The sequence below is a fragment of the Bradyrhizobium sp. SRL28 genome (assembly GCF_018596315.1).
In the GTDB taxonomy this organism is placed as follows: domain Bacteria; phylum Pseudomonadota; class Alphaproteobacteria; order Rhizobiales; family Xanthobacteraceae; genus Bradyrhizobium.
In genome coordinates, this window is sequence record NZ_JAHEAG010000007.1 from 218,031 (window position 1) to 243,311 (window position 25,281).

Genomic DNA, 25,281 nt, shown 5'->3' on the forward strand with positions numbered 1-25,281 from the left:
GCCTCACTTCGCCGGGACGTACTTTCCGTCCTTCACGGTCAGGATGATACGCGAGCGGTCATCGAGGCCGTAGCGATCCTTTTCGGTGAAGTTGTAGACGCCCTGGCTGGCCGCGATTTCCTTCTCCGTGAGCAGCGCCTGGCGGATCGCCTCGCGGAATTCCGGCGTTCCCGGCTTGGCCGTCTTCAGCGCCACCGGCACCACGCGCTTCAACACTTCGAAGGCGTCGTAGGAATGACCGGCGAACTGGCTGCGGCTGTTGGCGCCATACTTGGCTTCATAGGCGGTGTTGAGCGCCAGACCCGGCTTCTTGGTCAGCGCGCTGTCGGGCTGGGTTTCCGGCGACATCACCGGCCCGGACGCCATGATCACGCCTTCGGCCGCCGCACCTGCGATACGGATGAAGTCCATGCTGGCGGCGCCGTGGGTCTGGTAGATCAGGCCCTTGTAGCCGCGCTCGCGCAGCGTGGTCTGCGGCAGCGCCGCGGCGGTCCCGGAAGCGCCGACGAGGATCGCGTCCGGATTGGCGGCGAGGAGTTTCAGAACCTGGCCCGCGACCGACGTATCCGGGCGCGCAAAACGCTCCTCGGTGGCGAGCGTCATCCCCATCGGAATGGCCTGGTTCTTGAAATCGTTGAACCAGAGATCACCGTAGGAATCGGAGTAGCCGATATAGCCCACCGACTTGATGCCATGCGCCTTCATGTGCTCGTAGAGCACCTTGCCCATGATCGGAATCGGCTGCGGCATGGCGACCGACCACTTGATGCGCGCTTCGGTGATCGGGAACGGCGCGAGGCCGATATGCGGAATGCCCGCCTCGTTCGCAACGGTGGCAACCGCAACCGTCGAGGGCGTCGTCGACGACCCCATGATGATGTCGGCCTTGGACTCGGTGACGAAGCGCCGCGTGTTTGTTGTAGCCGTGGTCGGATCACCGCCGTCGTCGAGCGTGATGATCTTGATCGGCACGCCGCCGATTTCCTTCGGCACGAAGTCGAGCGAGTTACGCTCGGGAATGCCGAGCGCCGCGGCGGGGCCCGTCGTGGTGATCGAAATGCCGACCGTGATCTCGTTGGTTTGCGCCATGGCCGGCAAGCCCGGCAAAGCGAGGGCCGCTACGACAGACGCCGCGGACAGAAAAGCCTTCTTCATTCATTCCTCCCTGGATTATCTATTTATCGTTTTAAGCAAAGTCCCGTGGGCAATTCAGCCCCTTCTTTAGGCCATGCGGCAGACCTAAGTCAGCCCCGCATGAATCGCTCGATGATCTCCGGTGGCATCGGGGCCGATTTCAGCTTCGCGGGGTCGTCCGGATGCTTGCCGACCAGCACGCGGGTCTCGAACGCCTCGATCGCCAGCGCCTCGCCCTTGAACACGTTGTGGACCACCTCAAAAGAGGATCGCTTGAAGCTGTCGATCCGGCTTTCGATTCTGATCCAGTCGCCATGGGTCGAGGGGATGTGGAATTTCGCCCGCGTATCCACCATGGGTATGCCGACCAGGCCGTATTTGTGGATGATGTCCTGTTTCGAAAAACCGGCGGCTTCGAACATGATCGAAGTCGAATCGTCGAACATCGCGAAATAGCGCGGGTAGTAGACGATGTTGGCGGGGTCGCAATCGCCCCACTGGATCTGCACGTCGCGCCGGTTAATGAACATGAGCTGGAATATCCTAGCGCGGCGCCATACGAAGCGCGGCATCGAGCCGCACCACTTCGCCGTTCAAATAAGGGTTGTCGATCATGTGCAGCGCCAATGAAGCAAACTCATCGGCCTGACCGAGGCGGCGCGGGAACGGGATCGAGGCGGCAAGCGAGTCCTGCGCTTCCTGCGGCAGGTTGGCGAGCAGCGGCGTGAGGAACAGGCCGGGCGCGATCGTCAACACACGAATGCCGAACTGCGCCAGTTCGCGCGCGATCGGCAGCGTCATGGCGACGATGCCGCCCTTCGAGGCCGAATAGGCCGACTGACCGATCTGGCCGTCATAGGCTGCGACCGAGGCAGTGGAGATCACGACGCCCCGCTCGCCCGTCGCAAGCGGCTCCAGCTTCGACATGCCGGCCGTCGCCAGCCGCAGCATGTTGAAGGAGCCAATGAGATTGACCTTGATCACCTTGTCGAAATCTCCGAGCGCCATCGGACCTTCCTTGCCGATCACGCGCTTGGCGACGCCGATGCCGGCGCAGTTCACCAGCACGCGCGCCGGACCGTGGGCCGCCGCGGCCTTGGCGATCGCCGCTTCCGCCGAAGCTGCGTCGGAAACGTCGCAGATCACGGCTGTGCCGCCGATCTCGGCGGCAACGGCTTCGGCGAGCGTGGCGTTGAGATCGCAGACCGCGACCTTGGCGCCCTGCGCCGCGAGCCGGCGCGCTGTCGCGGCGCCCAATCCCGATGCGCCACCGGTGACGATGGCGGCCTGGTCCTTCAACTGCATGGTGCTCTCCCTGACATACTCTTGTTCGAATTTACTAAAGCGTGATCACCTGCGCCGGTGGCGCCGATGAATAAATCTCCTCGATCAGCGCGTTGCGATTTTCCAGAACCGCGCGCTGGTTGATCGAGCCCTTGTCGGTGACCTCGCCGCGATCGATCGAGAGCGGCGTATCGAGCAGCACCGCGCGCGTGATCCGCGTCGACGAACCGGTCGCGCCCGCGACGAACTGCTGGAAGCGTTCGCGAAAGGCCGCAACGATCAGCGGATCAGACGCAGCAGCGGCCAGATCGTCTGATGGAAGCGTCGGATTGATCAGGCGGCAGCCGTCGAGGTCGAGCACCACCAGCGCCGATATTTCGTCGCGGTTGATGCCGGCAATGACGACGTCGCGCACCAGCGGCGCGCAAGCTCCAACAAAGCGCGCGCGCAACGGGCCGACGCTGACCCAGGTGCCGCTGGCGAGTTTGAAGTCCTCGCCGGTGCGGCCGTCGAAATCGAACCCGGCGTCGAAATTATCGGGGTCTGCCGGTTTCAACGCATCGCCCATTTTGTAGAAGCCCTCCTCATCGAAGGACTTCGCGGTCATATCAGGCTGACGCCAGTAGCCCGGCATGACGTTCGGCCCTTTGGCGCGAACTTCCAGCTTGCCGTTGTTGGGCACGAGTTTCGCGTCATTGCCCAGCACCGGCAGCCCGACATGGCCGGAGCGGCTGGTGTGCGGATTGACCGACATGAAGAACGGCGCGGTCTCGGTGGCGCCAAGTCCGGTCAGCATCGGCACGCGATAGCCGGTTTCCTGGACCGAAAGTTCGTCGAGGCTGTTCCAGACAAAGGCCGACAGCGCGGCGCCCGAGAAGAACATCGCATGGAGGCGAGCAAAGAATTTTTTGCGCAAGCCCGCATCGTCGCGCAGATAGGGCAGCAGCGATTCATAGCCCTTGGGCACGTTGAAATAGACCGTCGGCGAAATCTCCTGCAGATTGCGCACGGTCTCCTCGATGCCGCCGGGCATCGGCTTGCCTTCGTCGAGATACATCGAGCCGCCATTGTACAGCGTCAGCCCGATATTGTGGTTGCCGCCAAACGTGTGATTCCACGGCAGCCAGTCGACGATGACCGGCGGCTCGTCCTTCAGGAACGCCAGCGTCTCGCGCAGCATCACCTGATTGGCGCAGATCATGCGCTGGGTGTTGATGACCGCCTTGGGGTTTCCGGTCGAGCCCGACGTCAGCAGGAATTTGGCGATCGTATCCGGCCCGATGGCCTCGTGTACGGCGTCGAGGCGCGGATGCAATGGGGTTGCCATCAGATCGGCAAGACTTGTTACATCGCGCCCAGGCACCGTGCCGCGCGAGGCAGCGATCTCGGTTCCGGACGAAACGTTGGCGGCCAGCGCATCGGCGAATTTCGTGGCGTCGTCGGCGAAGACGAGGCCCGGCGTCAGCAGCTTCATCAGATAGGCGAGCTTGCCGTAGTCGCGCGACACCAGCGAATAGGCCGGCGAGACCGGGCAGAAGGGAATGCCGGCATAGAGCGCGCCGAACGCGATCAATGCATGATCGACCGAGTTGCCGGAGAGAATGACGACCGGCTTCTCCGCCGAAAGGCCGCGCGCCAGCAGCGCGGACGCGATGTGTCGCGACGACGCCAGCAGCTCCGCATAGGTGATCTGCCGCCAGCCCCGCGCGGCGTTTCGCTCCGCCATGAAGACCCGATCGGGCGCGGCCTCGGCCCAATGATGCAGGCGGTCGGTGATGCGCACGGGATAGTCGAGTAGTTGCGCTTTCGGGCGCAGATAGATGGTGCCGTCGTCGCGGCGCTCGACATGCACCGCGGGCGTGCCGAATGAGATCGGGCGCAGCGGATGATCGGCGCGCGCGGCTGAAACGGTCGAGGCGGACATGCTGGGCTTGGCGCTCATGTCAGGTCGGCTTCACCTTTGCGGTTTTGTGGTCGAGAAACGCGCGAATGCGGCGCTTTGCCTCTTTGTCGCTCTGCGCCACCGTCGCCATCAGAGATTCCATCAGCAGGCCCGTCTGCGGATTGGCCTCCGCGATCATCGGCAACGCCTGCAGTACCGCGAAATTGGTCAGCGGCGCGTTCGCGGCCACCCGTTCGGCAAGTTCCAGCGCCTTCGGCAGCGCGCCGTCGGCGTCCGTGAGGTATTGCGAGAAACCATAGGCCGAGCCTTCAGTGGCCGAATAGACCCGGCCGGTCAGCATCATGTCGATCATCCGCGCCACGCCGATCAGCCGCGGCAGCCGCACCGATCCGCCGCCGCCGACGAAAATGCCGCGCTGGCCCTCGGGCAGCGCGAAATAGGCTGACGGTTCGGCGACGCGGATATGCGCCGCGCACGCCAGTTCCAGCCCCCCGCCGATCACCGCGCCCTTCAGCGCCGCGATCACGGGAACGCGGCTATACTGGATGCGGTCGAACACCCGGTGCCACATCTGCGAGTGCCGCAGGCCCTCGGTGGCGTCGTGCTCGGTCAGTTCCGACAGATCGAGGCCGGAGGAAAAATGATCGCCGACGCCATGGATGACCACGGCGCCTGTCCCATCAGGCAGATTGGAGAAACAATCCTGGATCGCGAGGATGATGCCGTCGTTCAGCGCATTGCGCTTGGCCGGACGGTTGAGGCCCACGGTCAGCACCGCGCCCTTCTGCTCGATCTTGAGCAGGTCGGATGGACCCGCTGATGCGGTGGAGGCGTTTCCCATGGGCGTGTATTACTTCCTGTGCAGAATAGTTATATTTTATAACGATTTTGGGAGGAGTCAATACGGGTGGTGCCCACCCTCCCCTGGAGGGGGAGGGTCGGCTCACATTGAGCGAAGCGAAATGTGAGACGGGGTGGGGTGATCTCTCAACTCGGGCACTGTTAGACGTGGAGAGACCGTCACCCCACCCCGCCGCTTCACTTACCCTCCCCCTCCAGGGGAGGGTAAGTGAAGTCGCGCTCACAGCACCTGATGCACGTCGATCACCACGCGGTCGGCGTGGCGGGCGGCGGAGCCGATGAAGAGGTTTTCCATCAGCCAGCGGTATTTTGCGGCCCCGGTCTCGAACCGCGGCACGGTGCGGAAATAGATCAGTGTGGGGTCCACCGGCTCGCCGCGCTTGAGCTTCTGCAGCAAGTCGACCGGGCCGAAGCGCAGGCCCTTATTCTCGACATAGACCACCGCGCCGTCGTCGGTCTCGAAGGCGTATTTGGCCTCGAGCTCGATCAGCTCGTTCGGTCGGATGATCTGGAAGTCGGCGCCGAAGGGGCAGACCTTGCCGTTGATGCCCTCGCCGTTCACCTCGCCGCCGATGATCGGAATGATCCGGCGCACGCCGGTGCCGATCTCGCCGGCTGAGGTCACCTCACCGATTCGGGCGGTGATGGTGAAGACATATTTGGTCGAAAGCTGCGGGGTCGTCATCGGGCACCTGCACTCTGTCTTGACTATGCCACAACTCCCTCATGGTGAGGAGCGCGAAGCGCGTCTCGAACCATTAGGCACAGTGGCCTGCATCCTTCGAGACGCCCGCTCCGCGGGCTCCTCAGGATGAGGAATTGAGACTTATCCAGCCATACGCTGCGGCAACCATAGCGCCAGCATCGGAAATGCGATCAGGATCACGAGCCGGATCAGGTCGGTGACCACGAACGGAATCACGCCCCGGAAGATCGTCGAGAACGACACGTCCTTCACCACGCTCTTGATGACGAACACGTTCATGCCGACCGGCGGATGAATCAGGCCGAGTTCGACCGTCATCACGATGATAATGCCGAACCAGATCGGGTCGAAGCCGAGATGGACGATCACCGGAAAGATGATCGGTACCGTGAGGATGATCATGGCCATCGCATCCATCAGGCAGCCCAGCACCAGGTACATGACCATGATCAAAGCGAGGATGCCGTAGGGTCCGAGACCGAGGCCGGTGAGGAGTTCCGTGACCTTCTGCGGAGTCTGCGTCACCGTCAGGAAGTAGCCGAAGATCAGCGCGCCAATCAGCACCGTGAACACTGCGGCCGCGGTGCGGGTCGCCTGCAGCAGCGAGTTCAGGATTTTCTCCTTGTTGAGCCGCCCGGTGAGCACGCCGATCAGGAACGCACCGGTGGCGCCGACGCCGCCCGCCTCGGTGGGCGTAAAGCGCGGCAAAAATGGCAGGCCATAGAGCCCGCCGATCACGAAGATGAACAGCAGCACCGGCGCCCAGATGTTTTTGAGGCCAATAAAGCGCTCGTGCCAGGTGGTCTGCGGTCCCTTCGGCAGGAAGCCCGGGCGGACCCAGCCGATCAGCGCGATGGTCAGCATGTACATCGTCATCGCGAGGATGCCGGGAATAATGCCGGCGATGAACAGTTTTCCGATGTCCTGCTCGGTGATGATGCCGTAGACCGCGAGCACGGTCGACGGCGGCAGCATGGCGCCCAGCGTGCCGCCGGCCGCGATCACGCCGGTGGCAAAGGATTGCGGATAGCCGAAGCGGCGCATTTCCGGATAGGCCACCGCGGAGAAGGTCGCAGCGGTCGCCACCGACGAGCCGCAGATCGCGGCAAAGCCGCCGCAGGCCCCGACCGTTGCAATGCCAAGCCCGCCACGTAAATGGCCGACAAAACCGTTGGCAGCGCGAAACAACTCGCGGCTCATGCCGGAATTGCTGACGAACGTTCCCATCAGGAGGAACATCGGAATCACGCCGAAGGTGTAGTCGGTAACCGTGCGCATCGAGGTCTGGCCGACCAGCTTCAGCGCCGGCGCAAAGCCGACCAGATAACCGAAGCCGCAGACGCCGACGAGGCCCATCGCCATGCCCACGGGCACGCGCAGCAGCATCAGCGCAAACAGCGCGACAAATCCGAGGACGGCGACGGCATCGGTACCCATGCGACCTACTCCACCGTCTTCACTTTGGCGTCATGGATATCCTCCGGATGGAAGATCAGCCGATAGGTGCGGATTGCTATCAACAGGACCGCGGCGCCGTCGCCGGCCCAGGCGATGGCGAAGAACGGCCAGGTCGGCATGCGCAGGTCAAAAGTCAGGACGTTGTCGTTGTAGGTGCCGTGCACCTTGTCGAACAGCGTCCAGGTCTGCACCGCCACCACGAACAGCAGCACCAGCGTCGCGAACACATCGATCATGCGCTGGTATTTCGGCCCGACATTGGCCCAGACCAGGTCGACGGTGATGTGGCCACCACGATAGCTGGTGGCGGCGATGCCCCAGAAGATCAGGATGCCGAGCAGCATGCGCCCGATATCGAAGGAATCCGGGATTGCATAGTTGAAGGTGTTGCGTAGCAGCACGCCGATGAAGATGTTGAGCGCCACGATGCCGACAAAGCCGGCGGCGATCCATTCGATGGTGTCGATGAAACGATCCATCCACGCGCGATTCATGTCCGCTCCGAACGGCTGACAATGGCAGGGGGAAAACGGCGGCAGGAGAATTCCTGCCGCCGGAAGGGTATTTACGCGTCTACTGCGCGAGCGCGTTATGCTTGGTCAGCTCAGCCTTGAGCTCGGCCAGCGCCGCATCCGGATCGCCGCCGTTCTTCTTGACGCCGTCGCCCCAGGTCTTGACCAGCGGTTCGGCGGCCTTCTTCCAAAGTCCGATCTGCTCGGGTGTGAGCTTGTAGACCTCGTGGCTGGACTCCGCCTTGATCTTCGCGATCCCGGCGTCCTCCATCTTGCCCCAATGCTCGCCGACCTTGCCGGCGGTCTCCGTGTTGCAGTTGTTGTCGATCGCCTTCTTCTGCTTGTCGGACATCTGGTTGTATTTGTCCTTGTTGATCACGAAGGCGAAGGTCGTGACATAGAGCGGCGCCTCCATGTCGTACTTGGTCACCTTGTCGATGCCGAACAGCAGCAGCGAGCCCCAAGGAAAGGTGACGGCGTCGGCGACGCCGCGCTCGATGATGTCGCGGACCTCCGGCGCCGAGGACTGCACGTTGGTGCCGCCGAGCTGGGTCACGAAATTGGCCATGGTGGCATGGGCGGGACGGATCTTCATGCCCTTGATGTCGTCGGGCACGACGATCTTCTTGGTCCGCGAATGAAACGACGATGGCGAATGGACGAAGGCGAGACAGAACTTGACGTCCTTCATCTCCTTCTCGGCATATTTCCGGTACCAGGCGTCGAGCGCCATCGAGCCGCCCTTGCCATCCGACATCAGGAACGGCAGTTCGCCTGCGCCGATAATCGGGAACCGCCCGGGCTGGTAGCCGGGGTTGACATAGGTGACGTCGGCAATGCCGTCGCGCGCCATATCGTAGTGGTCGAACGCCTTGCCGAGCTGCTGGGCCGGAAACACCTTGGACTTGATGGTACCGCCGGAATCCTTTTCGACGGCGGCCGCCCAGTCTTCCAGCGACTTTTGCAGGGGGTGCGAGGACGGCACCCAGTGCGAAATCTTCAGTTCGAAGGTCTTTTCCTGCGCCAACGCAGGCGTCACACCGGCTGCAAGCAGCAGCGCCAACAACGCTTTTCTCATGAACATTCTCTCCCCTGGCATGACGGGCCCTTATTGGTGCGCGGCCCCATTATTTAACATGTTATCTAGTCCACCCGCTTTTTCAAGACGGACATCCGGCCGCATCGTTGTTGCGCTGCGGCGAACTGCGCTTCACGGTTTTTGCGCCAACGTGCTTTGCCAAAAACGTTATATGATATAATTATCGGGGCAAGTCCGCGGGCGGCGAGCAGCAGACTACAGCAATCGGGGAGCCAGTATTGAGGACAAAAGTAGCAATCATAGGTGCAGGTCCGGCAGGATTGTTGCTTGGGCAACTATTACACCATTACGGCATCGAAAACATCATTCTCGAGCGCCAGACGCCGGAATATGTGCTCGGCCGCATCCGCGCCGGCCTGCTCGAAGAGGGCACGGTGGCGCTGCTCGACGAGGTCGGCGCCGGCCAGCGCGCCCATCACGAGGGGCTGGTCCACCATGGGGTCGAACTCGCGTTCGGCGGCGCACGCCACCGCATCGACATGCACGGCGCCACCGGCAAGACCGTCATGATCTACGGCCAGACCGAAGTGACGCTCGACCTGATGAATGCCCGCAAGGCGGCCGGCCTCACCACGGTCTATCAGGCCGCCGACGTCAAACCGCTCGATTTCGATACCGACCGCCCGCGCGTCAGCTATGTCAAGGACGGCCTCACGCACGAGATCGAATGCGACTTCATCGCCGGCTGCGACGGGTTTCATGGCGTCAGCCGCGCCAGCGTCAAGCCGTCGGCGATCCAGACCTATGAGCGGATCTATCCGTTCGGCTGGCTCGGCATCCTGTCGGAAACCCCGCCGGTCAGCCCCGAGCTGATCTATTCCAACCACGCGCGGGGGTTTGCGCTCTGCACCATGCGCTCGACCCGCCGCAGCCGCTATTACGTGCAATGCCCGCTCGACGACGATATCGCACAGTGGCCGGACGAGCGCTTCTGGGACGAACTGAAGCGCCGGATCGACCAGAAGGCCGCCGACGAACTCGTGACCGGCCCCTCGATCGAAAAGAGCATCGCGCCGCTGCGCAGCTTCGTCGCCGAGCCGATGCGCTTCGGCCGGATGTTTTTGGCCGGCGACGCCTCCCACATCGTGCCGCCGACCGGCGCCAAGGGGCTGAACCTTGCCGCCAGCGACGTGCATTACCTCTCGCAGGCGTTCCGCGAATATTACGACGAGAAATCCTCGGCCGGCATTGATGGCTATTCGGCAAAAGCGCTGGCGCGGGTCTGGAAGGCCGTGCGCTTCTCCTGGTGGATGACCTCGATGCTGCATAAATTCCCCGACGAGGGCGAATTCGGCGCGCGCATCCAGCTTGCCGAGCTGGATTACCTAGTCAGTTCGAAGGCAGCTTCGGCGTCGCTGTCGGAGAATTATGTGGGATTGCCGTTTTAAGCTTGTAGGGTGGGCAGAGCGAAGCGTGCCCACCATTCGAATGCTAACTGTAAATGGTGGGCACGCTTCGCTTTGCCCACCCTACGAAGTGCTGCTGCCGTTTAGACGGACGAATTCGAGACAATACCGCCGTCATTGCGAGGAGCGAAGCGACGAAGCAATCCATCGTCCCGCATACGCGGAAGCATGGATTGCTTCGCTCCGCTCGCAATGACGAAAGAGCGCGGCATTTCAAACACCCATGCGAATCCCGTTTAAAACTTTGTAGGCGGTGACTTCGCAAGCCACGTGCGTTCAATGACGAGAAACATCGTCAGCACGTGAGCCACACATGACAGCCACCGACACCCCCGAGGGTTTTGAGCCCCACACCCGCCGCAGCCCGCTAACCGACCCATGGGAGCCGCTTTACTCGAAGCGGACCGACAAGGCCGTTATCATCGGGCTGCGTCTTGCAAAACCGCACACCAACGGTCGCGGCTTGATTCATGGCGGACTGATCGCAGCGCTTGCCGACAACGCGATGGGCCATAGCTGCGCTCATATCATGGGCGGGGTGTCCTCGCTGGTGACGATCGGGCTCGCGGTCGATTTCGTCGGTACCGCCGAAGTCGGGCAATGGCTCGCGGTCGAGAGCGATGTGGTCAAGACCGGCAAGACGATCTGCTTCGCGCAGAGCCTGATCAAGGCCGATGACGTCGTGATCGCGCGGGCGAACGCGACGTTTCGCGTCGTGCCGAAGAAGGAACCTGTGCCCTAACCAAAATGCCAGTCGGCCATCTCGGTCACGAGGTCGATGAAGGTGCGCACCTTGGCCGAGAGCAGCCGCGACGTCGGATAGACGAGGTGGATCGGCAGCGCCGGCTGTTCAAATTGCGCCAATACGATTCTGAGCCGCTGCGCTTTCAGCGATTCGGCGGCCTGGTAGGCCATCACCCGTGTCAGCCCGCCGTCCGCTTCCGCATATTGGATCGCGGCGTCGGAGCTGTTGGTGGCAAATCGCGGCGTGCTGGCGACGCGGATCTCGCGGCCACCCTCGACGAAACGCCAGTCGAGCGCCGCCGTCATGGCGCCGAACTGGATCGTGTCATGCGCGGAGATTTCCTGCGGCCGCTCCGGCGCGCCGCGCTTTGTGAGATAGCCGGGCGAGGCCACCACGATCCGCCGCATCTCGCCGACATGACGCGCCACCAGCGTCGAGTCGGGCAGATGGCCGATCCGGATCGCGAGATCGACGCCATCTTCGACGAGGTTGACCATGCGGTCCGACAAACGGAGGTCGACGCCGACATCGCCATAGCGCTTCAGATAGGCGGTCACGATTCCGCTGACATGCAGCCGGCCGAAACCGACCGGCGCCGAGATGACGAGCTGCCCCTCCGGCCGCGTACGCTCGCCCTCGATGGCCCCCTCCGCCTCCCCGATATCAGCCAAGATCCGCCGCGCGCGCTCCAGGTAGCGTGAGCCGGCGTCGGTCAGCGTCACCTGCCGTGTGGTCCGCTGCAGCAGCCGCGCGCCCAACCGCTCCTCCAGCGCCGCGATCAGCCGCGTGACAGCAGACGGCGACAGACGGAGCTTGCGGGCCGCGGGGGCAAAACCCTGCAGGTCGGCGACGGCGACAAAGGCCTGCATGGCATCGATCCGGTCCATCGGACTATTGCATAATCTGCAATAGTGAAGTGTCAATACTCCAGATTGTTTAGATTATAGAAATATCCATTTTGGAGGCCGAGGACGACCCGTTTTGGCGCCCCGTAACGGAGGCTCAGATGTCTGACGTTCACACCTATTCCAGCGACGTGGCCTTCACCCCGGCGGTGAAGGCGATCCAGAGCCGTAAGGGCTCGCGCGACGCCTATGCCCATGTCGAGGAGCGCGGCGGCTGGCGCACCGAGATCGACGAGAATCTCGCCGGCTTCCTCGCCGAGACCAACAGCTTCTATCTCGCGACGGCTGCCGCGGACGGCCAGCCCTATATCCAGCACCGCGGCGGGCCGAAGGGTTTTGTCAAAATCCTCGACAAGAACACGATCGCGTTTGCCGACTACAGCGGCAACCGGCAATACATCACCCAAGGCAACCTGTCGGAGAATCCAAGAGCGCATATTTTCGTGATGGACTACACGCATCGCCGCCGCGTGAAGATCTGGGGCGAGGCGCGCGTGGTGGAAGACGATCCCGCTCTAACGAAATCGCTGATGCCGCAAGGCTACAAGGCGCGGCCCGAGCAGGTCATCCTGTTCAAGATCTCGGCGTGGGACACCAATTGCCCGCAGCATATCCCGCAGAAGTTCGACGCCGCGGACGTTGCGCAGGCGCTCGCCGTTCGCGATGCCCGCATCGCCGAACTCGAAGCGGAGCTGGCCGCTTTGCAGGGCCAGCCCGTACAGACGGCGCCATGATCACGCAGCTTGTTGCTGCACCGGCGCCCAGGCGAATTCCGGATAATACAGCAGCATCATCCGGTCGACATAGGCGGTGAGGTTGGCGAACTGCTCGGTCCGCTGCCGCAGCGGCGATTCGAAGAACGGCGTCAAAATTCCGGCGAGCGCGCCGAAGGCGGTGGCGTCCATGCCGCAGGGCGTTTCGCCCATCAGAAATGGCTTGTCACCAAGCTGCACCGACAGCGCAAACAGCGAGCGCACGGCGAGATCGACGTCCTCTTCGGGAGCGTGACGGCCGAGGCCGCTGAGCAGGTAATTCTCGGCGACGCGGAACTGCGCGTCCTCGCGCATTTTCTCACGCAGATGAACCGGCGCGCTGTCGAAGAAATGTGCAGGGCCCTTGGCAAAATTGTCGCCATCGACCCAGCGCGCGCCGACCAGCGCCCAATAAACATGGTGCTCGATCATCCGCTCGAAGGCCCAGGCCTGCGCACGCGCCTGCAGGCTGAGCGGAGCGTCGAAATCGAAACCGTATTTGGCTTCCAGATGCGCGCGAATGAAGGTGGAATCGGCAATCGTCTCGGCTTCATCGACGATGTAGGGCAATTGCCCCTTCGGCGAGGCCGGCGGCTTGGCCTTCTCCTTGCGATAGGCAAGACCGGCCATCTTCAGCTGGACCTCGGTTTTGGTCACAAAGGGGCTGATCTCCGGCAGGCCGAAACCGGCGCCGAAGCCATAAAGGGTAATCATGCTGGTCTCCGATCTTCCTAAACGTGCTCCGAGGCTAGCGCCCCCCTGCTGCCACCATGGTGTCAGCAGCAGCAATGCCGGCCGCGGGCCTCTTCGGCCCGCGGCGTGCGGATCTTGCGCACCCACGCGACAAGCCGCCCTTGCGCAAAGGCGCACATTGCGCTGAATGAGCGCCACGCCAGTTCAACCATCGCCCAGCGCAGATCTGACGTAACGCACTGGATGGAAGCCAGCTGTTCCAACGCAAATCCCTGGGCATTCACGAGAGGTCCGCGGCTTCCTAGGGGGCCGAAATCGCTGAAAATCGTCATGGACAAATTCCCTTCACTTGAGGTGTTGTCCCGATATACCCACCCCCTGCTGCCAACATGCTGTCAGCATCGGGCAGGTGCCTCTTGGAAAAGAGCGCCTTTTAGAAAAGAGAACGAGCCATGCGACGGGCCGACCGGCTGTTCCAGATCATTCAGGTGCTTCGGCGCACAAGGAAGCCCATGACGGCGGATGCCATTGCGGCCGAACTGGAGACGTCGAAGCGAACCATCTACCGCGATATAACGACCTTGATCGAGCAGCGGGTGCCGATCCGAGGCGAAGCCGGCGTGGGCTACATCCTGGAAAAAGGATTCGATCTGCCGCCCTTGATGCTCACGCCGGACGAAATCGAGGCCTGCGTGCTTGGTGCGCAATGGGTGGTCGGCCACGCCGATCCCGCGCTGGCGCGCGCCGCGCAGGACCTGATGGCGAAAGTCGCCGAAACCGTGCCGGAACGCCTGCGGCCGTTCGTGCTGGAGCCTGCCAGTCGCGCCCGGCGGGCATGGAACCGGGAGCCTGACCGTATCGACATGGTGCGGACACGGACGCAAATCCACGAGGGCAAGAAAATCACGCTGAACTATCGCGATGAGCACGGCCGCGATAGCCAGCGCACCATCTGGCCGATCGCGGTCGGCTATCACGAGGCGGTGCGGATACTCGCGGCGTGGTGCGAGCTGCGCAAGGATTTCCGCAGTTTCCGCACCGACCGCGTTGTCGACGCGGTCTACCACGACGAAAAATATCCGGAACGGCGCGACCTCCTGCGGGCGAAATGGCGGCGCAGCCTGGTCTGGGAAGCGCCCAAGGATACCTGATTGTTCTGCGCCCCCTCTCGCGCAGCCCCGCTTTCCCGGCTAAACGACCCCATGGATAACCCGACCACCGGTCACGAGAGTCCCTGCCAGGCCTGCGGCGCCTGCTGCAGCTACTCGCAGAACTGGCCGCGTTTCACTATCGAGGACGATGCGGCGCTCGACCTGATCCCGGAAAGATTCGTCAACGAAAGACTGTCGGGAATGCGCTGCGACGGCGACCGATGTTCGGCGCTCTCAGGCGAGGTCGGCGAGGCGACGTCGTGCCTGATCTATACGGTGCGGCCCGAAGTGTGCCGCACCTGCATGCCCGGCGATATCGAATGCGCAATGGCGCGAAAGCGGCACGGATTGCCGGTGCTAGCGTGAGCGGTAGCCCGGATGTAGCGAAGCGCAATCCGGGAACTTCAGCCGGTTGCGGGAGAGCCCCGGGTTACGCTGCGCTTCACCCGGGCTACGATGGCTGCGTTACGCCGTCACCGCTTCGGCAAAATCTTCGTCGTCGATCTCGTCATCGATCGGCTTGAAGGTCGAGAGCGGCTTGGTCGAAAGCGTGATCGGCTTGCGGCCGCCGTGAGATGACGACGAAGCGGCCCGCGCGGCGGGTTCGCGCGACAGCGCATAGAGCGTGGAACCGACCCGGCCGCCGAAATGGATCAGCTCACGTTCGGTGCAGCTTGCTGCAATCGCAACGGCCAGCGCGTGCAGGTGGCTGCGCCGGTAGCAGAATAGCGCCAGCATGGCGCGGACGTCGGACGAAACGCTGTCCACCAGCAGCGGCAGGCCGTTGGCATTGGCGCGATACATCTCGCCAAGTAGCTCGTCCCGGACCGGACAGAAATCGTTCTCGAAGGCGTCGCGGCTTGAAAACATTGCGGGTTCTCCCTTTGCGGAAGATGCAGTGCAATACTCTAATGAAAGGTTAACCACGCGCATCAGTAGTGTTCCGGGGGACTTGCTCAGTCACGACTGAGTTAGAATCGCAACATGATTCGCGCGAGAAGCGGATGCGCGCCTTCCGATACCGGAGCAGGATTGAAACAAACAGGCCGAGGCCGCCGGCTGCGGGATCAGTTCGCCGCCATGAAAATCGCCAGGCCGAAACCGGTGAGATGGTGCAGCGCCTGATCGACGCCGATCAGCGTCCAGAACCACGGATGCTCGTTCTCCAGCGTCACGCCGTACCGGGAAGCGATGATCCCCTTGACACGGTCGACGGTGATGTGAATGGCGAAGTCGATGAAGGAGACGAACCAGAATCGCGGCGCGACGATCAGGATCAGCGCCAGCGATACCGCGAGGTGCACGAGGCAATGCGCCAATAGCGGCAAGGCCCAGCCGGTCTTTTGATCCTTGCCGATCGCCATCCAGGAATTTTGCAGCATGAAGTCGGCTATGACGTGCTTCACGGTCAGAAGCAGCATCCATCCTATCAGTGCACCTACCGGGACCGCGGACGACATCGAAGGAAACAACAAAGCTGACGCCCTTTGCTGGGACTGGAGAGGTGGCGAAAAACCGGGACCTAGGCTGTCAGCGCAATGTTGTTGTCAAACCCGGACTATTCGAACGTTGCCTTTATTTATGACACCTCCTGCGCCGGAATGCACCTGTGGGTAGTCTGAAAATCGCACGGTGTGGCGGAACTGCGATACTGTGGCACGGGCGCGCAGCGTGGCCTGCAGGGTAAGGTTACCGGTCGGCGCGGTTTGCAATCCCATAGGAGCGGGCTATCATTTGGCCGGCGGGCAAAATTATCGTTCTTTTCTAGGTATTTACGAATTTGTTCGGACGGCCTGCGGCCTACTCGGCGGCGACGCGTCCCTGATCTCGGGTACGAGCCATGAGTGCTGAAGCCCCAACGCCGCATCCGGAAATGCCGCGTCGCCGTTCGCGGGTCGTCAAGAGCAACGGGACCCAGATCCTGCTGTTTTCCATCCTGACCCTGATCCTGACCGCCGCCGTGGTGTGGGGTGGCCGGACCTGGCTGCGCAATTCGGAGACACTGGTGTTTGCCGTCGGCGAACCCAACGGCCCCGAGGCGCGCTTCGCCGCCCGGCTGGCGACGGTGCTGAAGAATAATTCCTCGCGGCTGCGGCTCAAGATCGTGCCCAACGGCGACAATGCAAAGGCGTTGTCACAGTTCGACCGCAAGGAAGCCAATCTTGCGATATTGCGCACCGACGCCAGGATACCGCCCCGCGCCCGCGCGCTGGCGATCCTCGAACACGACCTGCTTCTGCTGATCAGCCCGACCGGCAAGAAAATCAAAACCATCGCGGAGCTGAAGAAAAAGAAGATCGCGGTCATCGCCGACGGCGAGAGCGGGGCTGCGCTGGTGCGCAATATTCTCGAACTCTCCGACACGCCGGATGCTGGGGCGCGGGTCCAGCTGGCGCCGCCGGGCGCGACCTTCGACCAACTGTTCGCCGCAGGCTTCGGCGCCGTAGTCAAGATCGCGCACGCCTCCCAGATCGTGAAGGACAAGAGCTACGAGCAATATACCAGGCGCGGCGGCTTCACCCTGAACGCGATCGACTCGGCGAAAGCGATCGCCAGAAAATACCCGGCGATATCAGAGGAAACGGTGGCAACCGGAATGCTGTCCGCCTCGCCTGCTGTCCCTGCGGAAGACGTCGACACGGTCGGGCTCGAATGGCTGTTGGTCGCCCAATCCAAGCTTTCGACCACGACCGTGGGCGACCTTGCGCGGATCATCTACGAGAACAAGGCCGAGCTCTCGCTCACCGACGGCTTCGCCTCCAAGATCGAGCCGGCGGCGACCGACAAGGATGCCTTCATCGTGGCGCACCCCGGCGCTGCCGAATACATCAACGACGAAACCAAGTCCTTTGTCGAGCGCTACAGCGATTTGATGTATGTTGCGCTCGCCGCGCTCAGCATCATCGGCACGATCTTTGCCGCCATCTACGCCAAGGTCACCCGAGTCGCGCCGGAGAAGGCCAGCCAGCTCGCGACCGCCATTCTCGATATCGGCGAGCGCATGGAACACGCCAAATCGCTGGACGCCCTCGACGAACTGCAGGACGAGTTGGAAACGATCCTGCGCGGCGTGGTGATAGGCTTGCGCGACGGCACCATTTCCAGCGACGGACTGGACACCTTCAAGCTCGGCTATGAATTCGTGCGCGACGAGATCGGTTTGCGCCGCGAACATATCAAGCGGCACCCGCCGCTCGGGGATGACAAGGTGGTAGCCGTGAAGACCGCGCAGAGCGCGTAAAATCCGACTGTTCAGGCACGGTGTAGGGTGGGCAAAGCGAAGCGTGCCCACCACAACACGCACGACCCGCGGAATGGTGGGCACGCTGCGCTTTGCCCACCCTACGCATTTCGGCCAAGCACCATGGCATCAGGCCGCGTTCGAGCCGGCGGGCGCCCGCGCCCGGATTTCGGCGATCCTGCGCTTAAGTGCCGCCTGCCGCGGGTCCGGCATCGCGGCTGCGCGCGCCTCGGTCACCGCACTCCCCAGATCAGGCAGCGCCAGCACGCCATCGAAGGTCGGCTTGACCAGGCCGTCGATGATCGCATTCCAGTCCGCCAGGCCCTGACGATAGACGTCGCCATAGCCCTCGATCATGGTCGCGGTCTGCACGATCGCGGACGCAGCCGCGGGCTGCTTGGTCAGGCTGCGGTCGATCATATGCAGCCAGCGTTCGACCCAGACCCGCTCCTTGGCATAACGCACCGAAAACAGCCGCCATCGCCGCAGTCCCGCCTCCATCTTGAGGCGGCGGACGCCGAACCGGCTTGCCGTGCTGAAGCGGATGGAGACCCGCTTGTTCGACCAGCCTGCCCAATCGAGCGCATCGAGCACATACTCGGAGATGACAGCGGGAAGCGCGCCGATCAATTCCTCAATCCTGAACTTCCTGATATCGACGGCAGGCTTGGCAGGCTTGCCTGACGCCTGATTCAGTTCGGCAAGCTTCAATTGCGCGATCCGGATCGGATCTTCATAGGCCATGCGCACCGCCATCAGCCGCGCAATGTCGGCAAGCATGGCGTCGTCGACGCCTTGTTTGCCGACGAACCGCCGCAGCCGGTGAACGTAAAGTTCGGCGTAGCTTGTTCCTTGATAGTCGATCAGCAGATGGATGGCGTCGCTCGCCGCCGCCATGACCGCCGCCGGCAGCCCTTCGGGCAGGAACGGCGGCGTGTCGTCATCCTCGCCGATGAAATCCGCGAACAGATAACGCAACGACGACAGGATACCGCGGTCTGACACTCCCTTGGGCTCCCGGCCTCTATGCGGGCTTCGGCGCTGCGGCGGACGCCGTTTGCTGGTTCAACTGCTGCTGCAGCGTCTCGAGGTTCTGAAACAGCCGGGCGCTGGCCAGGCGAAGGAAATAGAAGCCGAAAGCCGGGTTCTGCACATAGAGCTCCTCGACCTTGGTGTAGCTGACGCTCAGGACGAGACCGGCTTCCACGCATTCCAGCGTCTGGGTTCGCATGTTCGACGGCGACAGCATGCCGAGTTCACCGACGATGGCGCCGACCGGCAGCACGATTCCCGACTCGACCAGCTTGAACTTGCCGCTGACGATATAGAGCATGTCCTCGGCTTTTTCGTCCTTGTAGAACAGAATCTCGCCGGCTGTGCATTGACGCTCGGTCATGAACGGCTTCAGCCATTCCATCGAGAGATCGCTGTTGACGGATTTCTTCACGTCGCGCACCAACTGCAGCATCTGATGCAGGCGGTAGGAGTTGACCAGCAGCATGAGCACCTGCACCACCATAACCAGATAGTTGCGAGCCGGGATCGCGGTGATGATCAGGATGACGTTGGCGAGAATGCCGAAGACCCGCAACGGGATCATGGTCTTCATCGTGGTGGTGGCGACCACGAAGATGGTCGCGAACAGCGCGCCGGCGGTTCCTGCGTGTTGTGCCAGATGAGACGTATCCATTGGAGGCCAACCAATATCTAAACGTGTGCGTTTTCACGATTCTTCGCGGTGCCCGCTATCGTAATGTCCGCGGGGCCATTTTGATATACGAGGAAAGAACGACGATTTGTCGGGATTCTCACCATTCCCAAGTAAAATTCAGCCTCGCCCCGACGCCCGGCTGTGGCCGGACCGGTGGCCCCGGGACGCGTGGCGCTGCGTGAAGGCCGTAGTTGACGGCCTTCACGCAGGCAGGCACTTTGCTGGAATGGGTCACGCTTGCGGCTTGACCGTTATCCAGCTTTTGTCGCACCCATCAGGCCCCTCGTCATCCGATGTCCAAGCGGCTCGTTCTCTCGGCACTGGGAGCGAGGCGACGAAGCAATCCATTCTTTCTCCGAGCGGCAAGATGGACTGCTTCGCGGAGCCTGTCATCGGGCGGGCATTCGCCCGGCCCGGTGGCTCGCAATGACGGCTAACAATGGAGAAAATAATGCGTGAAGCAGCCGAAGCGGCGAGCGCGCCCATACTCGAGATCAGCGGGGCGCGCGCCACCATTCGCCTCAACCGGCCGAAACATCTGAACCGGCTGCAGAGCGAGGATCTCGGCGATCTCACCAAACTGTTCGACCGGATCGAGGCCGATCCGGCGATCCGCGTGCTGGTGCTGACCGGCACCGGCCGCGCCTTCAGCGCCGGCTACGATCTCAATTCGGTGGCCGACCGCGCCGGCAGCGCGAAGGAACAGCCGAGCGCGGGATCGGCGTTCGAAGCGGTGGTCGACCGCCTGGAGGACCTCGGCGTGCCGACGATCTGCCGGCTCAATGGCGGCGTCTATGGCGGCTCGACCGACCTCGCGCTGGCCTGCGACTTCCGCATCGGCGTCGACACGGCTGAAATGTTCATGCCGGCGGCGCGGCTCGGCCTGCACTATTACAAGAGCGGCATCGCCCGCTATGTGTCGCGGCTCGGTGTCGACAACGCAAAAATGCTGTTTCTCACCGCGCAGAAAATCAGCGCACCGGAAATGCTGCGGATCGGCTACCTCACCGCCATGGTGCCTTGGGAAGCGCTCGACGAGGAAGTCGACCGCCTTGCCACCATACTGGCCGGCAACGCGCCGCTTGCGATGCGCGGCATGAAGCGCGCCATCAACGAATTCGCCCGCGGCAAATTCGATGAAGAAGCCGCAGATCTCCGCCATCGCGAGAGCATGCGTAGCGCCGAGATCAAGGAAGGCATCAAAGCGTTTGCCGAGAAGCGTCCACCGAAATTCTGAGAAGCCAAATTCCGAGGAGCCAAGGAAAACTCAGGCTCGCCTCGTCCGCATCGCCCGGACCTGCTTGATATCAGGGTCCCGCGCAAGCGCCTGGTAGCGCTTGCTGTCGATCGCATAGATCGCGACGCGCCCCTCGGCATCGGCATGCACGCCCCAGCCGAAGCGCTTGCCAAGCCCCGATGCTCTCAGACACGCCTGCCCCTTGGAGAAGAATTCGTCGCGGGCGAGGCTTCGCTCCTTCTTCGTCGCCTTCGCATCGAGCTGCCGGCCCTGGGTGGAGGTCGCGAATATCACGTCGTCGGACGTGTACGTGTAGGGTGCTTTCGCAATCATCTTGTATTGCAGACCGGCTACCGTCGGATTCCCCGCGCGGGGCGGCGGCTCCTCGCCGACGCGCGCGGGACAATCCTCCGCGACCTGGATGAAGGTGTCGAAGCAGTTGGTCGTGTGAACTGTCTTTGCCATCCAGCAATCCAATTCTCGTGGTGCCTCACCCGCCGCAGGCTGTGGCGTGCTGGGCCGCCATTTCGTCATCAGCAGCGTTGATCCGCTGAAAGGCGGGCCGCGACGTGATGCGCTCGGCATAGGCGGTGAATACGTCCTTTCGCGGAACGAGGCCAAACATCATCGTCCAACTGAACGCCACGCCCCAGAGAATGTCGGCTGCCGTCATACGCTCTCCGAGCAGATAGGGTCCCCTGGAAAGCTGCGCCTCCAATGCACCAAGCATGGAGTCGTAATCGGAATATGGCGAATGCGCCGGCGGCGCCGGCTCGCGCTTCATGAACTGGTCGATCAGGGCAGGCTCGAAGGACGAACCGTAATAGGCGATCCAGCGCAGATAGGGACCTCGGCAGGGATCGTCGAGCGCGGGTGTCAGCCCGGCTCCCGGAAACAGGTCGGCGAGATAGATGTAGATGGCCACCTGTTCGGTCACCAGCGCCTCGCCGTGGCGAATCACCGGCACCTTGCCCAGCGGATTGACAGCGAGATAGGCCGGCTCGCGCTGCTCGCCCGCCTTCATGTTCAGGACATGGAGATCATAGGGGGCTCCCAGTTCCTCCAGCAGCACCCGCGTGCCCGTCGCGCGGGTCTGCGGCGAATAATAAAGCGTGATGCGGTCCTTGCTGGTCATTGGCAGTCTCCATTGGGCCCTCGCGGGCAACGGACCCTGTATGCCCGACCATACCTGACATCCTGTGTCAGGTATGGTTTAAGGGATCATGCGCGCGAGCCGGCTGCTTTCGATCCTCACCACCCTCCAGGCGCGGGGACAGGTCACCGCGCCTGAACTCGCCGACGCATGCGAGGTTTCGGTGCGCACCATCTATCGCGACATCGATGCGCTCGCCGCGGCCGGCATTCCCGTCTATGCCGAGCGCGGCGCGGAAGGCGGCTATCGGCTGCTCGATGGCTATCGCGTGCGGCTGAACGGACTGTCGCAGCCGGAGGCTGAGGCGCTGTTCATGACGGGATTGCCGGGGCCTGCAGCCGCGCTTGGCCTCGATGCTGCGATGCTGGCGGCGCAGACCAAGCTGATGGCGGCACTGCCGGCCAATCTGCGCCCGAACGCCGGCCGGATGCAGGAACGCTTTCATCTCGATGCCCCAAGCTGGTTCGGCGAAGCCGAGCAGCCGAAGCATCTGCGCGCCGTTGCCGGTGCGGTGCTGCGCGAAAACCTGATCGAAATCCGCTACCAGAGCTGGAGGGCCGAGAAGCGCCGTCGCGTCGCACCGCTCGGTCTCGTGCTGAAAGGCGGTGGCTGGTATCTCGCTGGAAGCGTCGATGGCAGCGTGCGCACCTATCGCGTGTCGCGTGTTCTCGACTGCAACGTTCTGGAGGAGCGCTGCGTCCGGCCCACCGATTTCGATCTCGCGACCTATTGGCAAGCCGCGACGATCCGGCTCGAAGCCGAGATGCATCCGAACTGCGCCACCGTCCGGCTGTCGCCGTTCGGCATAAAACTGCTCAACGCCTTGAGCCAGCCTTACGTGAGGACGCGCACCCGCATCGAGGAAACCGCCGATGCCGCCGGCTGGCGGATCGCTTTTGTGCCGATCGGGAAAACGGTGTGGCACGCGGCGGCCGAGCTGCTGCGTCTCGGCGCAGAGGCAGAGGTGCTGGCACCGGCCGAGCTGCGCGACAAGATGGCCGAACTCACCCAGGCCATGGCCGCACGCTACCGGACGGCGCAGGATGGTTATCAGGACGATAAGGATTTCCGCAGATCTCGCGCCACGAAACACTCCTGAAACACGATTCTCCCCTTCGCACGTGAACGCAGAACGTCGTCGGCCCGACTGATGGGCAGGGACGCAACAAGGCCTCGTGCCAACCAACTGGAGAATACGATGCTTCGCAAGGTTACCCTCGGATTGATCGCCGCCGCCTCGCTCACCATTGCCGCTGCAGCGCCTGCTTCCGCCGGCGGCTTCTACCACGGCCATCATCACTGGGGACATGGTTATGGCTGGGGTCCCGCCATCGGCGTCGGCTTCGGCGGCGTTTATGTCGACACCGGTTTGAACGGCTGCCTGCGACAGCGCTGGGTCGAAACCCGCCGCGGCATGCGCCTGCGCACCGTGAACGTTTGCGCCTACTGATCGAACGATTTGCAATAATCATCCCGGCCGCGGCATGCGGCCGGGATTTTTCTCGTTGGAATCGTGTCTCCTCCGGTCACGTTGACCAATGCCTGCGCCCACCATATTGTAGCGGATGCGGTGCAAGCCGCTCCCGGGCCCGCGGGAAGGGTTGAACCCACTTGCAGCTTTCGAGCGACATCTAGTGCCTTTGTGCAGCCGGTATTGCGGGCCGTCGGCGATGTCATGCACGGAGGTGTCTGATGGACCGGTCTTTCGATCGATTGAATCTCGATCATCTGAAGAAGCAAGCCAAGCAATTGATCCGCCTCTATCGAAGCCGCGATGCGGCCGCGATGGCGCGGTTTCGCAGCACGCTGCCGGCAACGGCGGGCCTCAGCGATGAGGACCTTTCGTCCCGGGGATTGCGCCTGCACGATGCGCAATCGTGCCTGGCGCGCGAACACGGTTTTGCTTCCTGGCTTGACCTGAAGCGTTACCTTGAGGTGCAGGCGGTCGCGCAGAAGGAGCGCGCCGTTCGCGTCCTGCACCTGGCTCAGCTGCTTTATTCCGGCGACGTCAGCGGCACGGTCAACCGCGCGAACCCGCGCGTTGCTTTACGAATTCTGGCCGATGACCCCGACCTCGTCGCAGGCGATCCTTATCTAGCCTGCGCGATCGGCGACGAACGCGCGCTGCGACAGGCGACGCAAGCCGATCCGGCATGGGTCAACCGATCAGGTGGCCCGCTGCGATTGCCGCCGCTTCTCGCCGTCGCGCATTCGAGCCTGCTGCGCGTGGAAGAATTTCGCGAACGGCTGCACGCGAGCGCGAAATTGCTGATCGCTGATGGCGCCGACGTCAACCAGCACATCTACAGCCGCTGGCCGCCGGGATCGCTGAGCGAGCCGGACCAGAGCTGTCCGCTCTCGACGCTCTACGGCGCCGCGGGCAGCAACCATGATCCCGACCTGACCAGATTATTGCTCAATGCCGGCGCGAACCCCAATGACGGCGAATCGCTCTATCACTCGCTGGAGAATCCAGCGTGCACGCGTCTGCTGCTGGAGCACGGCGCCCGCATTGCGGAAAGCAATGCGATCTACCGCTCGATCGATCTCGATGACGACACCGCGCTGAAGCTGCTGCTGCAGCATGGCGGCGACCCGAACGAGCCGGCGCTGAATGCGCCGATCACCGATTGGGGCTCGCCACTTTCATGGGCCATCTACCGCCGACGGCCCCGTCACGCGAAGGCCCTTCTGGACGCGGGCGCCGATCCATCGGCGACGCGCCAGGATGGCGTCAGCCCGTACCGGCTGGCGCTGCGGTTCGGGCTATCAGACGTTGCGGATTTGCTGCGCGAGCAGACTGACGCACCAGATATTTCCGAAGAGGAGCGCTTCGTCGCCGCATGCGCACGCGGTGACGAAGCCGAGGCGCGTGCGGTCGGTTCGCGACGGCCCGACCTGCCGGCTTCGCTGTCGCCGGCGCAATTGCGGTTGTTGCCTGATATGACCGCGGCAGGCGCCGACGACGCCGTGAAGCTGATGGTCAGAATCGGCTGGCCGATCGCCGTGCGCGGCGGCGACTGGGATGCGTCCGCCCTCAATCTTGCGGTGTTCAGCGGCAATGCCGGCCTGACACGTTTTCTGCTCGAACACGGCGCCAAATGGACGGAACAGCACGGTTTCGGCGACAACGCCTGCGGTTCGCTGTCATGGGCATCCCTCAACGAGCCGGTCGACGGCGGAGACTGGGTCGGCTGTGCGCGCGCCCTGCTCGATCATGGCATGCCCGGCGCGACAGCCATCCCTGACGATCCCGAACGGGTGCTGATTGCCGGCGTGCGAAAGCAGTTTTCCGACGAAGTCACCGAGGAATTGCTGGGCTAGCCGACA

At 62.9% G+C, this 25,281-nt stretch carries 28 protein-coding genes; 10 read left to right on the forward strand and 18 right to left on the reverse strand.

The window, feature by feature from the left end; genetic code table 11:
* Positions 1-3 precede the first annotated feature (3 nt).
* The 9 genes from KIP88_RS18190 to KIP88_RS18230 all read right to left on the reverse strand — a co-directional run bounded on the left by KIP88_RS18190 (position 4) and on the right by KIP88_RS18230 (position 8,936).
* Positions 4-1,155 carry an ABC transporter substrate-binding protein gene (locus KIP88_RS18190; RefSeq protein WP_214489312.1) on the reverse strand — a complete coding sequence of 384 codons (1,152 nt, stop codon included), beginning with the start codon at positions 1,153-1,155 and terminating at the stop codon, positions 4-6.
* Positions 1,156-1,244: 89 nt separating this feature from the next.
* Entirely contained in the window at positions 1,245-1,664 is a 420-nt protein-coding gene (locus tag KIP88_RS18195; RefSeq protein WP_214489314.1) for a thioesterase family protein, read from the reverse strand.
* A gap of 13 nt (positions 1,665-1,677) precedes the next feature.
* Positions 1,678-2,439 (reverse strand): SDR family NAD(P)-dependent oxidoreductase, encoded by a 762-nt coding sequence (locus KIP88_RS18200; RefSeq protein ID WP_214489315.1) that lies wholly within the window; start codon positions 2,437-2,439, stop codon positions 1,678-1,680.
* A gap of 34 nt (positions 2,440-2,473) precedes the next feature.
* A complete protein-coding gene (locus tag KIP88_RS18205; RefSeq protein WP_214489316.1) occupies positions 2,474-4,360 on the reverse strand; it encodes a feruloyl-CoA synthase in 1,887 nt (628 codons plus the stop codon).
* A gap of 1 nt (position 4,361) precedes the next feature.
* The gene (locus KIP88_RS18210) at positions 4,362-5,162 is read right to left on the reverse strand and encodes a crotonase/enoyl-CoA hydratase family protein (RefSeq protein ID WP_214489317.1); all 801 of its coding nucleotides are present in this window, start codon (positions 5,160-5,162) and stop codon (positions 4,362-4,364) included.
* Between the two features lie 240 nt (positions 5,163-5,402).
* Positions 5,403-5,867: a DUF3237 domain-containing protein gene (locus tag KIP88_RS18215; protein ID WP_214489318.1), complete on the reverse strand. Its 465-nt coding sequence runs from the start codon at positions 5,865-5,867 to the stop codon at positions 5,403-5,405.
* Positions 5,868-6,008: 141 nt separating this feature from the next.
* Positions 6,009-7,325 (reverse strand): TRAP transporter large permease, encoded by a 1,317-nt coding sequence (locus KIP88_RS18220; RefSeq protein ID WP_214489319.1) that lies wholly within the window; start codon positions 7,323-7,325, stop codon positions 6,009-6,011.
* Positions 7,326-7,330: 5 nt separating this feature from the next.
* Entirely contained in the window at positions 7,331-7,840 is a 510-nt protein-coding gene (locus KIP88_RS18225) for a TRAP transporter small permease (RefSeq protein ID WP_214489320.1), read from the reverse strand.
* A gap of 79 nt (positions 7,841-7,919) precedes the next feature.
* The gene (locus tag KIP88_RS18230; protein ID WP_214489321.1) at positions 7,920-8,936 is read right to left on the reverse strand and encodes a TRAP transporter substrate-binding protein; all 1,017 of its coding nucleotides are present in this window, start codon (positions 8,934-8,936) and stop codon (positions 7,920-7,922) included.
* A 239-nt stretch (positions 8,937-9,175) separates the two neighbouring features.
* Here KIP88_RS18230 and pobA point away from each other — a divergent pair, with 239 nt between their 5' ends.
* Both pobA and KIP88_RS18240 read left to right on the forward strand, forming a co-directional pair.
* Entirely contained in the window at positions 9,176-10,345 is a 1,170-nt protein-coding gene (gene pobA, locus KIP88_RS18235) for a 4-hydroxybenzoate 3-monooxygenase (RefSeq protein ID WP_214489322.1), read from the forward strand.
* Between the two features lie 331 nt (positions 10,346-10,676).
* A complete protein-coding gene (locus tag KIP88_RS18240) occupies positions 10,677-11,105 on the forward strand; it encodes a PaaI family thioesterase (protein ID WP_214489323.1) in 429 nt (142 codons plus the stop codon).
* On the opposite strand, the gene KIP88_RS18245 is transcribed toward KIP88_RS18240, so the two are convergent.
* A complete protein-coding gene (locus KIP88_RS18245; RefSeq protein ID WP_214489324.1) occupies positions 11,102-11,995 on the reverse strand; it encodes a LysR family transcriptional regulator in 894 nt (297 codons plus the stop codon). The two genes, KIP88_RS18240 and KIP88_RS18245, sit on opposite strands and share 4 nt — an antisense overlap.
* Positions 11,996-12,114: 119 nt before the next feature.
* Between KIP88_RS18245 and KIP88_RS18250 the strand changes: the two genes are divergently transcribed.
* Positions 12,115-12,747, forward strand: a complete 633-nt coding sequence (locus KIP88_RS18250; protein WP_214489325.1) for a pyridoxamine 5'-phosphate oxidase family protein — start codon at positions 12,115-12,117, stop codon at positions 12,745-12,747.
* Here the strand turns inward: KIP88_RS18250 and KIP88_RS18255 are convergent, their stop codons facing one another.
* Both KIP88_RS18255 and KIP88_RS18260 read right to left on the reverse strand, forming a co-directional pair.
* Entirely contained in the window at positions 12,748-13,479 is a 732-nt protein-coding gene (locus KIP88_RS18255) for a glutathione S-transferase family protein (protein WP_214489326.1), read from the reverse strand.
* Between the two features lie 62 nt (positions 13,480-13,541).
* Entirely contained in the window at positions 13,542-13,790 is a 249-nt protein-coding gene (locus KIP88_RS18260; RefSeq protein WP_214489327.1) for a hypothetical protein, read from the reverse strand.
* Between the two features lie 120 nt (positions 13,791-13,910).
* Here KIP88_RS18260 and KIP88_RS18265 point away from each other — a divergent pair, with 120 nt between their 5' ends.
* Together KIP88_RS18265 and KIP88_RS18270 are read left to right on the forward strand one after the other, a co-directional pair.
* On the forward strand, positions 13,911-14,609 hold the full coding sequence (locus tag KIP88_RS18265; RefSeq protein ID WP_214489328.1) for a YafY family protein: 699 nt from the start codon (positions 13,911-13,913) through the stop codon (positions 14,607-14,609).
* 51 nt (positions 14,610-14,660) lie between these two features.
* Positions 14,661-14,975: a YkgJ family cysteine cluster protein gene (locus tag KIP88_RS18270; RefSeq protein WP_214489329.1), complete on the forward strand. Its 315-nt coding sequence runs from the start codon at positions 14,661-14,663 to the stop codon at positions 14,973-14,975.
* A gap of 99 nt (positions 14,976-15,074) precedes the next feature.
* Here the strand turns inward: KIP88_RS18270 and KIP88_RS18275 are convergent, their stop codons facing one another.
* Positions 15,075-15,479 carry a hypothetical protein gene (locus KIP88_RS18275; protein ID WP_214489330.1) on the reverse strand — a complete coding sequence of 135 codons (405 nt, stop codon included), beginning with the start codon at positions 15,477-15,479 and terminating at the stop codon, positions 15,075-15,077.
* Positions 15,480-15,676: 197 nt separating this feature from the next.
* Positions 15,677-16,030, reverse strand: coding sequence for a DUF3307 domain-containing protein (locus KIP88_RS18280; RefSeq protein WP_214489331.1), 354 nt, complete (start codon positions 16,028-16,030; stop codon positions 15,677-15,679).
* 419 nt (positions 16,031-16,449) lie between these two features.
* Here KIP88_RS18280 and KIP88_RS18285 point away from each other — a divergent pair, with 419 nt between their 5' ends.
* Positions 16,450-17,850 (forward strand): TAXI family TRAP transporter solute-binding subunit, encoded by a 1,401-nt coding sequence (locus tag KIP88_RS18285; RefSeq protein WP_214489332.1) that lies wholly within the window; start codon positions 16,450-16,452, stop codon positions 17,848-17,850.
* Positions 17,851-17,979: 129 nt separating this feature from the next.
* Here KIP88_RS18285 and KIP88_RS18290 read toward each other — a convergent pair whose 3' ends face one another.
* Complete coding sequence (locus KIP88_RS18290) at positions 17,980-18,855, reverse strand: DUF6537 domain-containing protein (protein WP_214489333.1); 876 nt, start codon at positions 18,853-18,855, stop codon at positions 17,980-17,982.
* A gap of 19 nt (positions 18,856-18,874) precedes the next feature.
* On the reverse strand, positions 18,875-19,540 hold the full coding sequence (locus tag KIP88_RS18295) for a Crp/Fnr family transcriptional regulator (protein ID WP_214489334.1): 666 nt from the start codon (positions 19,538-19,540) through the stop codon (positions 18,875-18,877).
* A gap of 472 nt (positions 19,541-20,012) precedes the next feature.
* Here KIP88_RS18295 and KIP88_RS18300 point away from each other — a divergent pair, with 472 nt between their 5' ends.
* Complete coding sequence (locus tag KIP88_RS18300) at positions 20,013-20,798, forward strand: enoyl-CoA hydratase/isomerase family protein (RefSeq protein ID WP_214489335.1); 786 nt, start codon at positions 20,013-20,015, stop codon at positions 20,796-20,798.
* Positions 20,799-20,828: 30 nt separating this feature from the next.
* Here KIP88_RS18300 and KIP88_RS18305 read toward each other — a convergent pair whose 3' ends face one another.
* Together KIP88_RS18305 and KIP88_RS18310 are read right to left on the reverse strand one after the other, a co-directional pair.
* Positions 20,829-21,263, reverse strand: coding sequence for a DUF6157 family protein (locus KIP88_RS18305; RefSeq protein WP_214489336.1), 435 nt, complete (start codon positions 21,261-21,263; stop codon positions 20,829-20,831).
* Between the two features lie 25 nt (positions 21,264-21,288).
* Entirely contained in the window at positions 21,289-21,933 is a 645-nt protein-coding gene (locus tag KIP88_RS18310) for a glutathione S-transferase family protein (RefSeq protein WP_214489337.1), read from the reverse strand.
* An 88-nt stretch (positions 21,934-22,021) separates the two neighbouring features.
* On the opposite strand from KIP88_RS18310, the gene KIP88_RS18315 reads away from it, so the two are divergent.
* The 3 genes from KIP88_RS18315 (at position 22,022) to KIP88_RS18325 (ending at position 25,275) form a co-directional block, all read left to right on the forward strand.
* A complete protein-coding gene (locus KIP88_RS18315) occupies positions 22,022-23,050 on the forward strand; it encodes a YafY family protein (protein WP_214489338.1) in 1,029 nt (342 codons plus the stop codon).
* A gap of 99 nt (positions 23,051-23,149) precedes the next feature.
* The gene (locus tag KIP88_RS18320) at positions 23,150-23,401 is read left to right on the forward strand and encodes a hypothetical protein (RefSeq protein WP_214489339.1); all 252 of its coding nucleotides are present in this window, start codon (positions 23,150-23,152) and stop codon (positions 23,399-23,401) included.
* Positions 23,402-23,643: 242 nt separating this feature from the next.
* The gene (locus KIP88_RS18325; protein ID WP_214489340.1) at positions 23,644-25,275 is read left to right on the forward strand and encodes an ankyrin repeat domain-containing protein; all 1,632 of its coding nucleotides are present in this window, start codon (positions 23,644-23,646) and stop codon (positions 25,273-25,275) included.
* Positions 25,276-25,281 lie beyond the last annotated feature (6 nt).

Coding starts and splice junctions, on each gene's coding strand:
- KIP88_RS18240 (WP_214489323.1), top strand. CDS start 10,677: ATGACAGCCACCGACACCCCCGAGGGTTTTGAGCCCCACACCCGCCGC.
- KIP88_RS18310 (WP_214489337.1), bottom strand. CDS start 21,933: ATGACCAGCAAGGACCGCATCACGCTTTATTATTCGCCGCAGACCCGC.
- KIP88_RS18270 (WP_214489329.1), top strand. CDS start 14,661: ATGGATAACCCGACCACCGGTCACGAGAGTCCCTGCCAGGCCTGCGGC.
- KIP88_RS18225 (WP_214489320.1), bottom strand. CDS start 7,840: ATGAATCGCGCGTGGATGGATCGTTTCATCGACACCATCGAATGGATC.
- KIP88_RS18205 (WP_214489316.1), bottom strand. CDS start 4,360: ATGAGCGCCAAGCCCAGCATGTCCGCCTCGACCGTTTCAGCCGCGCGC.
- KIP88_RS18195 (WP_214489314.1), bottom strand. CDS start 1,664: ATGTTCATTAACCGGCGCGACGTGCAGATCCAGTGGGGCGATTGCGAC.
- KIP88_RS18255 (WP_214489326.1), bottom strand. CDS start 13,479: ATGATTACCCTTTATGGCTTCGGCGCCGGTTTCGGCCTGCCGGAGATC.
- KIP88_RS18265 (WP_214489328.1), top strand. CDS start 13,911: ATGCGACGGGCCGACCGGCTGTTCCAGATCATTCAGGTGCTTCGGCGC.
- KIP88_RS18300 (WP_214489335.1), top strand. CDS start 20,013: ATGCGTGAAGCAGCCGAAGCGGCGAGCGCGCCCATACTCGAGATCAGC.
- KIP88_RS18275 (WP_214489330.1), bottom strand. CDS start 15,479: ATGTTTTCAAGCCGCGACGCCTTCGAGAACGATTTCTGTCCGGTCCGG.
- KIP88_RS18305 (WP_214489336.1), bottom strand. CDS start 21,263: ATGGCAAAGACAGTTCACACGACCAACTGCTTCGACACCTTCATCCAG.
- KIP88_RS18295 (WP_214489334.1), bottom strand. CDS start 19,540: ATGGATACGTCTCATCTGGCACAACACGCAGGAACCGCCGGCGCGCTG.
- KIP88_RS18245 (WP_214489324.1), bottom strand. CDS start 11,995: ATGGACCGGATCGATGCCATGCAGGCCTTTGTCGCCGTCGCCGACCTG.
- KIP88_RS18210 (WP_214489317.1), bottom strand. CDS start 5,162: ATGGGAAACGCCTCCACCGCATCAGCGGGTCCATCCGACCTGCTCAAG.
- KIP88_RS18285 (WP_214489332.1), top strand. CDS start 16,450: ATGAGTGCTGAAGCCCCAACGCCGCATCCGGAAATGCCGCGTCGCCGT.
- KIP88_RS18250 (WP_214489325.1), top strand. CDS start 12,115: ATGTCTGACGTTCACACCTATTCCAGCGACGTGGCCTTCACCCCGGCG.
- KIP88_RS18200 (WP_214489315.1), bottom strand. CDS start 2,439: ATGCAGTTGAAGGACCAGGCCGCCATCGTCACCGGTGGCGCATCGGGA.
- KIP88_RS18215 (WP_214489318.1), bottom strand. CDS start 5,867: ATGACGACCCCGCAGCTTTCGACCAAATATGTCTTCACCATCACCGCC.
- KIP88_RS18220 (WP_214489319.1), bottom strand. CDS start 7,325: ATGGGTACCGATGCCGTCGCCGTCCTCGGATTTGTCGCGCTGTTTGCG.
- KIP88_RS18320 (WP_214489339.1), top strand. CDS start 23,150: ATGCTTCGCAAGGTTACCCTCGGATTGATCGCCGCCGCCTCGCTCACC.
- KIP88_RS18230 (WP_214489321.1), bottom strand. CDS start 8,936: ATGAGAAAAGCGTTGTTGGCGCTGCTGCTTGCAGCCGGTGTGACGCCT.
- KIP88_RS18315 (WP_214489338.1), top strand. CDS start 22,022: ATGCGCGCGAGCCGGCTGCTTTCGATCCTCACCACCCTCCAGGCGCGG.
- KIP88_RS18190 (WP_214489312.1), bottom strand. CDS start 1,155: ATGAAGAAGGCTTTTCTGTCCGCGGCGTCTGTCGTAGCGGCCCTCGCT.
- KIP88_RS18325 (WP_214489340.1), top strand. CDS start 23,644: ATGGACCGGTCTTTCGATCGATTGAATCTCGATCATCTGAAGAAGCAA.
- KIP88_RS18260 (WP_214489327.1), bottom strand. CDS start 13,790: ATGACGATTTTCAGCGATTTCGGCCCCCTAGGAAGCCGCGGACCTCTC.
- KIP88_RS18280 (WP_214489331.1), bottom strand. CDS start 16,030: ATGCTGCTTCTGACCGTGAAGCACGTCATAGCCGACTTCATGCTGCAA.